We start from the raw sequence: 6000 nt of genomic DNA on the forward strand, positions 1-6000 counted from the left end.
TGCGAGGCGGCGGGCGACCGCACCCTAAACCTTGTGCCAGTGTCTCCGACAGGGCGGGGTGCCGTGCGGTCCGAGACGTCACGGTCTTGTGAGGATTGCGCACCTCACACCCGGGGCAGCGACTCCACCCCGATGCCGCCCTCGATGGCGAGGATGCGGTGCAGCCGGGTCGCCACCAGCAGACGCTGCATCTGCGGGGGCACGCCCCGCAGTACCAGACGCCGTCCGCAGCGGCCGGCCCGCCGGTGGGCACCCATGATCACCCCGAGTCCGGTGGCGTCCCAGGAGTCCAGTTCGGACAGGTCGAGCACCAGGTCGCCGACTCCGGTGTCGACGGCCGAGTGCAGGGCCGTACGGGCGTCCGCCGCGCTGCGGACGTCGAGGCGGCCCCCGACGACCAGCTCGACGTGGTCGCCCCTGATGTGCATATGCGCTCCCCGTTGAGTGCGGTTGGCGTACTCGGTGACGATGCTGTGCAACGTCTGACTGTTCGGGTGGCGGTGCGGTTGCTGCTTGTAAGCGAACCGATACCGAATTCACCCCGGGGAGTGACACTCCCGGGGTGGTTGTGCGTGATCGGGTTGACTCAGTACGTGTAGAAGCCCTGCCCGCTCTTGCGGCCGATGTCACCGGCGTCCACCATCCGGCGCATCAGCTCCGGCGGGGCGAACTTCTCGTCCTGGGACTCGGTGTAGATGTTGCTCGTGGCGTGCAGCAGGATGTCCACGCCGGTGAGGTCGGCGGTGGCGAGCGGGCCCATGGCGTGACCGAAGCCCAGCTTGCAGGCGAGGTCGATGTCCTCGGCGGTGGCGACGCCGGACTCGTAGAGCTTGGTCGCCTCCACCACGAGGGCGGAGATGAGCCGGGTGGTGACGAAGCCGGCGACGTCCCGGTTGACGACGATGCAGGTCTTGCCGACGGACTCGGCGAACTCCCGGGCGGTGGCGAGGGTTTCGTCGCTGGTCTTGTAGCCGCGGACCAGCTCGACGAGCTGCATCATCGGCACCGGCGAGAAGAAGTGCACGCCGACGACCCGCTCGGGGCGCTCGGTGGCCGCCGCGATCTTGGTGATCGGGATGGCGGAGGTGTTGGAGGCGAGCACGGTGTCCTCGCGCACGAGCTTGTCGAGCGCGCGGAAGATCTCGTGCTTGACCTCCAGCTTCTCGAAGACGGCCTCCACCACGATGTCGGCCTCGGCGGCGGCGTCCAGGTCGGTGGTCGGGGTGATGCGCGCGAGGGCGGCCTCGGCGTCCTCGGCCGCCAGCTTGCCCTTGCCGACGAACTTGTCGTACGAGGCCTTGATGCCGTCGGTGCCGCGCTTCAGCGCCTCGTCGGTGACGTCACGCAGAACGACGTCCCAGCCCGCCTGCGCGGCGACCTGGGCGATGCCGGAACCCATGAGACCGGCCCCGATGACGGCGAGCTTCCGTGCCACTCCGACTCCCTATGAACGCGGTGAAAGGTCTGCCCTTCGGCGGACCATAGCGCTCCGGCGCCGCTGTGTGACCGGTAAGTAACGCGCGTCACGTCCCATTTGACGGAGATCACACCGGCAGGGGTACGGGGCGGCGGCGGCTGAGTGGGCGTCAACCCGTACGGGTACGGCACCACTCCTCCCGGCCCCGAGGTCACGCGCCCGCCGATACTCTCTGCGTCCAGAGCGTCACACGGCGAGCACGAGGGAGGTGCCCCATGCCGATGCGCAGGGTGATCACCGGACGCAGTCAGGAACCCCGCCGGCGCTACGCGGAGGAACTCCGTCTGCTCCGCACCTCCAGGGGTCGGAGTCTGCGGGAGCTGGCCAAGGCGGTCGGCTGGGATCCCTCGCTGTTCAGGAAGCTGGAGAGCGGGGAGACACCGGGCGGGCCGGAGGTGGCCGAGGCGCTGGACAAGTACTACGGCACGCCCGGACTGCTGCTGGCGATGTGGGAGATGGCCGTGGCGGACCCGACGCAGTTCAAGGAGCAGTACCGGCGGTACATGACGCTGGAGGCGGAGGCGGTGAGTCTCTGGCACTTCGGAGTGAGCATCCTGCCGGGCCTGCTGCAAACGGATGCCTACGCGCGTGAGCTGCTGACTCTTGGCGGCTACGAGGGCAAGGAGCTGGATCAGCAGGTCACCGCCCGCGCAGGGCGTCGGATGGTACTGGAGGGCGACGGCGCCCCGCCGTTCCGCGCCATCATGGCCGAAACGGTGCTGCGCACACCGCTACGTGATGCCGGTGCGCGCCGGGAGCAACTGAACTATCTCCTGGAGGTGTCGGAGCGCCGGAACATCATGCTCCAGGTGCTGCCGGACAGCGCTGGACCGCACGGCCTGGTGAGTACAGCCGTCATGTTCCTGCGACTGGCAAGCGGCACTCCAGTGGCCTACACGGAGAACGCGCACCGCGGAGAACTGATCGAAGAAAGTGCAGCAGTTGAGCGGCTGCAACGTGCGTACGATGCAATGCGCGACCAGGCGCTGCCCCCTGTCGAGTCGCGGAAGTTCATCCTGCGGATGTTGGAGGAAGTGCCGTGCGACCCAGCGAGATGACCGGCGTGACGTGGCGCAAGAGCAGCTACAGCAACCCCGACGGCGGCGAGTGCCTCGAAGTCTCCGACGACCTCCTCATCGGCGTCCCCGGCGTGACGTGGCGCAAGAGCAGCTACAGCAACCCCGACGGCGGCGCCTGCCTCGAAGTCTCCGACAGCCTCTCCCCCGCCGTCCCCGTCCGCGACAGCAAGGCCCCCGACGGCCCCGCCCTCCTCTTCGCGGCCGGGCCCTGGTCGTCGTTCGTCGCCGCCGTGCGGACAGGGGCGCTCCGCTAGGGCTCACTCCGGGCGCCGGCTCCCACCCGGACCGCACCGGCCCCCTGCGCGCCACCGGCCGGCAGGCTGATCGACTTCGCCGCGCCGGCCGTGACGGCGGGCACACGGGTGTCCCGGACGGCCGGGGCGTAACTACGCTGGCCGTATGGTCAACCTGACGCGCATCTACACGAGGACCGGCGACCGGGGCACCACCAGCCTCAGCGACATGAGCCGGGTTCCCAAGACGGACCTCAGGATCTCCGCCTACGCGGACGCCAACGAGGCCAACGCGGTGATCGGCACCGCCATCGCGCTGGGCGGCCTGGACGAGGAGATCGTCACGGTCCTCACCCGCGTCCAGAACGACCTGTTCGACGTCGGCGCGGATCTGTCGACGCCGGTGGTCGAGAACCCGGAGTTCCCGCCGCTGAGGGTGGAGCAGTTCTACATCGACCGGCTGGAGGCGGACTGCGACCGCTTCAACGAACGGCTGGAGAAGCTGCGCTCCTTCATCCTGCCGGGCGGCACACCGGGTGCCGCCCTGCTGCACCAGGCGTGCACGGTCGTACGCCGGGCCGAGCGCTCCACCTGGACGGCCCTGGAGGTGCACGGCGAGACGATGAACCCGCTCACCGCGACCTACCTGAACCGCCTCTCCGACCTGCTGTTCATCCTGGCCCGCAGCGCGAACCGGGAGACCGGCGACGTGCTGTGGGTGCCGGGCGGGGAGCGCTAGGCCCCGCTGGTCTAGTCGCCGGTCCGGCCGTCGATCTGCTCGCGCAGGATGTCGATGTGGCCGTTGTGGCGGGCCGTCTCCTCGATGAGGTGGAGCAGGATCCAGCGCAGGTCCACCGCGCTGCCGTCGCTCCGCTTCATCCGCGCCTTGGTGTCCAGGTCGTGCGCGGCGACGAGTTCGTCGTGCCGGGCGGCCTCCTCGGCGTACTCGGCGAGGAGCCGGGACAGCGGGATGTCGACGGCGATCCGCATCTCGCGGTCGGGGTCCTCGTCGGTCCAGGGGCCCTCGTCCGGCTCCCCCAGGAAGACGACCCGGAACCAGTAGTACTCGACCCAGCGCAGATGGTTGATCAGCCCGCTCAGGGTCATCAGAGGTGACCCGGGGAGGATCGCCTTCACGGCGTCCTCGTCGGAGAGCTCCTCGCACTTGGCGCGCGCGGTGGCGCGGACGTAGGTGAGGAAGGTGGTCAGCTGGGTGCGCTCGTCCCAGGCGGGAGGCGTGTCGGTGCGTGTCATCGCGGCGATGATGACCCGGCGCCCGCTCCGCTGTCGACAGGGTTTCCGTCAGCCCCCCGCTCCCGCTCCCGCTTGGGGAACAGCGTGTAGCTCGCGGCGATGACCACGTTGATGCCGATCACCCACAGCATGCGCTGCTGCCAGGCCCGGAGCGAACCGGTGTCCCCCGAATCGCCGACGTACCAGACCGCGCCCTGGAGCAGGGCGAGGGCGACGGCCGAGGCGAGGATCCAGCGGGCCGCGACCTTCCACTCGTGGACGGCGCGGGCCGTGCCGTACCGGGGCGGCTTCGCCGGGGGTGGCCCGCCGGCGAGGCGGTGGGCCACCCGGGCGTCCGCCCACCTGATGGTGGAGTGGCCCAGGCCGACCGTGAAGCCGATGTAGACCGCGGCGAGGCCGTGCCGCCAGTCCGGTTCGGCGCCGTTCCTCAGGTCGGTCGCGGTGACGGCGAGGAGCACGATCTCCAGGAGCGGCTCGCACAGCAGCAGTGCCAGGCCGGTGCGCGGCTTCCGGAAGACGTACCGGAAGGCCAGTCCGGCCGCCAGCAGCACCCAGAACGCCACCTCGCAGGCGATGATCAGTCCGACGATCACGGTTCGCTCCCCTCGTCCACCCTTCCAGGCTCCCGGCCGGGGCCGCCGGTTTCGTCGTCGGCGCAGAGGAGACCGCGGTAAGCGAAAGTCGCACTCCGGGACCCTCCCCCGGAAGCAGGCGGCCCGCCCCCGGGCCGTGTTGGATGGGGGGCATGCCCTTCGCACTCCCCCGTCCGCACCGCGACGACCTGCGCATCGCCGCGAGCGGGCTGCTCGGCGGAGTGCTGCTGTGGGCGCTCGGCATCCATCCCCGCCTGGCGTCCGACAGCCTGGTGCTGTGGCACGCGCCCTGGGCACCGCTGGTGCCGCTGGCCGTGACCGCCGCCTGCGAGCCGCTGCGTCGTGTCCGCCCGCGCGTCGGGCTGCTGGCCGGCACGGCCGCGCTGGCCGTGGACACGGTGACCCTCGGCAGCGTCGTCACCATCGTGCTGTACACCGACCTGGTGTACGCGGCCGTCCTGTACGGCACCCCGGCCTCCGCCCGCCGCATCCCGTGGATCACCGGGATGCTGACGGTCGTCGGCGGGATCGTGCCGGCGGCGCTGTGGCGGGATCCGCAGGGGCTGCTGATCGGTGTGGGCGTCGGGGTGGTGGCGCTGGCCCCGGCCGCCACCGGCGCCCTGGTGCGCAACCACCGCGACGCCGCCGAGGCCGCCCGGCTGCGCGCGGAACAGACCGCGCTGCTGGCCGAGATGGACCGCACCCAGGCGGTCACCGCGGAACGGGCCCGGATGGCACGGGAGTTGCACGACATGGTCGCCAATCACCTGTCGGCCATCGCCATCCACTCCACGGCCGCGCTCTCCCTCGACGACCCGAAGACCTCCCGGGAGGCGCTGGCCGTCATCCGGGAGAACAGCGTGGCGGGGCTGGCGGAGATGCGCCGGCTGATCGGCATCCTGCGGGACAGTACCGGGGACCGGGAGCCCGCCGCGTCGCCCACGCTGGACGGGCTCGGCGCGCTGGTCGACAGGGCTCGGGCGGGCGGCCTGGACGTCACGCTCGACGCCGGCCACGGCAAGGTGCCGGCGCCCGTGGAGCTCGCCGCCTACCGGATCGTGCAGGAGTCGCTGACCAACGCCCTGAAGCACGCGGCGAGAGGGCGCGTCCGGGTCTCGCTCCGGCAGCGGGACGGGCGGCTGGACATCCGGGTGACCAGCCCCTACCGGCCCGGCGACGGCCCGCGCGCGCCCGGCTCCGGCTCCGGCCTGACCGGGATGCGGGAGCGGGCCGCGCTGCTCGGCGGCACGTTCGAGGCCGGGCCCCGGGGCGCCCTGTGGGCCGTACGCGCCACGCTTCCGCTCACCGAAGGAGAATCTCAATGATCGTGTCAAGCCGCCTGCGTGACCGGCGGGCTGGAGGTG

Annotated in this window: 8 protein-coding genes; 4 read left to right on the plus strand and 4 right to left on the minus strand. The window is 71.1% G+C overall.

What is annotated here, in order from left to right; translation table 11 throughout:
- Positions 1 to 104: 104 nt before the first annotated feature.
- Positions 105 to 428, minus strand: coding sequence for an STAS domain-containing protein (locus tag IE273_RS37035; RefSeq protein ID WP_181796362.1), 324 nt, complete (start codon positions 426 to 428; stop codon positions 105 to 107).
- Positions 429 to 586: 158 nt separating this feature from the next.
- Positions 587 to 1435: a 3-hydroxyacyl-CoA dehydrogenase family protein gene (locus tag IE273_RS37040; RefSeq protein WP_189819512.1), complete on the minus strand. Its 849-nt coding sequence runs from the start codon at positions 1433 to 1435 to the stop codon at positions 587 to 589.
- Between the two features lie 257 nt (positions 1436 to 1692).
- Between IE273_RS37040 and IE273_RS37045 the strand changes: the two genes are divergently transcribed.
- The 3 genes from IE273_RS37045 to IE273_RS37055 all read left to right on the plus strand — a co-directional run bounded on the left by IE273_RS37045 (position 1693) and on the right by IE273_RS37055 (position 3528).
- On the plus strand, positions 1693 to 2535 hold the full coding sequence (locus IE273_RS37045) for a helix-turn-helix domain-containing protein (protein WP_189819513.1): 843 nt from the start codon (positions 1693 to 1695) through the stop codon (positions 2533 to 2535).
- Positions 2532 to 2810 carry a DUF397 domain-containing protein gene (locus IE273_RS37050; RefSeq protein WP_373309455.1) on the plus strand — a complete coding sequence of 93 codons (279 nt, stop codon included), beginning with the start codon at positions 2532 to 2534 and terminating at the stop codon, positions 2808 to 2810. Before IE273_RS37045 ends, IE273_RS37050 begins: the two co-directional genes overlap by 4 nt.
- A 145-nt stretch (positions 2811 to 2955) precedes the next feature.
- On the plus strand, positions 2956 to 3528 hold the full coding sequence (locus IE273_RS37055; RefSeq protein ID WP_189819515.1) for a cob(I)yrinic acid a,c-diamide adenosyltransferase: 573 nt from the start codon (positions 2956 to 2958) through the stop codon (positions 3526 to 3528).
- An 11-nt stretch (positions 3529 to 3539) separates the two neighbouring features.
- On the opposite strand, the gene IE273_RS37060 is transcribed toward IE273_RS37055, so the two are convergent.
- Positions 3540 to 4043 (minus strand): DinB family protein, encoded by a 504-nt coding sequence (locus tag IE273_RS37060; protein WP_059264203.1) that lies wholly within the window; start codon positions 4041 to 4043, stop codon positions 3540 to 3542.
- Positions 4040 to 4636, minus strand: coding sequence for a hypothetical protein (locus IE273_RS37065; RefSeq protein WP_189819516.1), 597 nt, complete (start codon positions 4634 to 4636; stop codon positions 4040 to 4042). The genes IE273_RS37060 and IE273_RS37065 overlap by 4 nt, the downstream gene beginning before the upstream one ends.
- 152 nt (positions 4637 to 4788) lie before the next feature.
- Between IE273_RS37065 and IE273_RS37070 the strand changes: the two genes are divergently transcribed.
- Positions 4789 to 5961: a sensor histidine kinase gene (locus IE273_RS37070; RefSeq protein WP_189819517.1), complete on the plus strand. Its 1173-nt coding sequence runs from the start codon at positions 4789 to 4791 to the stop codon at positions 5959 to 5961.
- The last annotated feature ends 39 nt before the right edge of the window (positions 5962 to 6000 follow it).

The organism is Streptomyces olivaceoviridis (assembly GCF_014650115.1).
Lineage (GTDB): Bacteria > Actinomycetota > Actinomycetes > Streptomycetales > Streptomycetaceae > Streptomyces > Streptomyces olivaceoviridis.

What these genes read in the sequence shown, in the direction of transcription:
- IE273_RS37035 (WP_181796362.1), bottom strand. Translation starts at nt 428, where the DNA reads ATGCACATCAGGGGCGACCACGTCGAGCTGGTCGTCGGGGGCCGCCTC.
- IE273_RS37045 (WP_189819513.1), top strand. Translation starts at nt 1,693, where the DNA reads ATGCCGATGCGCAGGGTGATCACCGGACGCAGTCAGGAACCCCGCCGG.
- IE273_RS37050 (WP_373309455.1), top strand. Translation starts at nt 2,532, where the DNA reads ATGACCGGCGTGACGTGGCGCAAGAGCAGCTACAGCAACCCCGACGGC.
- IE273_RS37055 (WP_189819515.1), top strand. Translation starts at nt 2,956, where the DNA reads ATGGTCAACCTGACGCGCATCTACACGAGGACCGGCGACCGGGGCACC.
- IE273_RS37060 (WP_059264203.1), bottom strand. Translation starts at nt 4,043, where the DNA reads ATGACACGCACCGACACGCCTCCCGCCTGGGACGAGCGCACCCAGCTG.
- IE273_RS37070 (WP_189819517.1), top strand. Translation starts at nt 4,789, where the DNA reads ATGCCCTTCGCACTCCCCCGTCCGCACCGCGACGACCTGCGCATCGCC.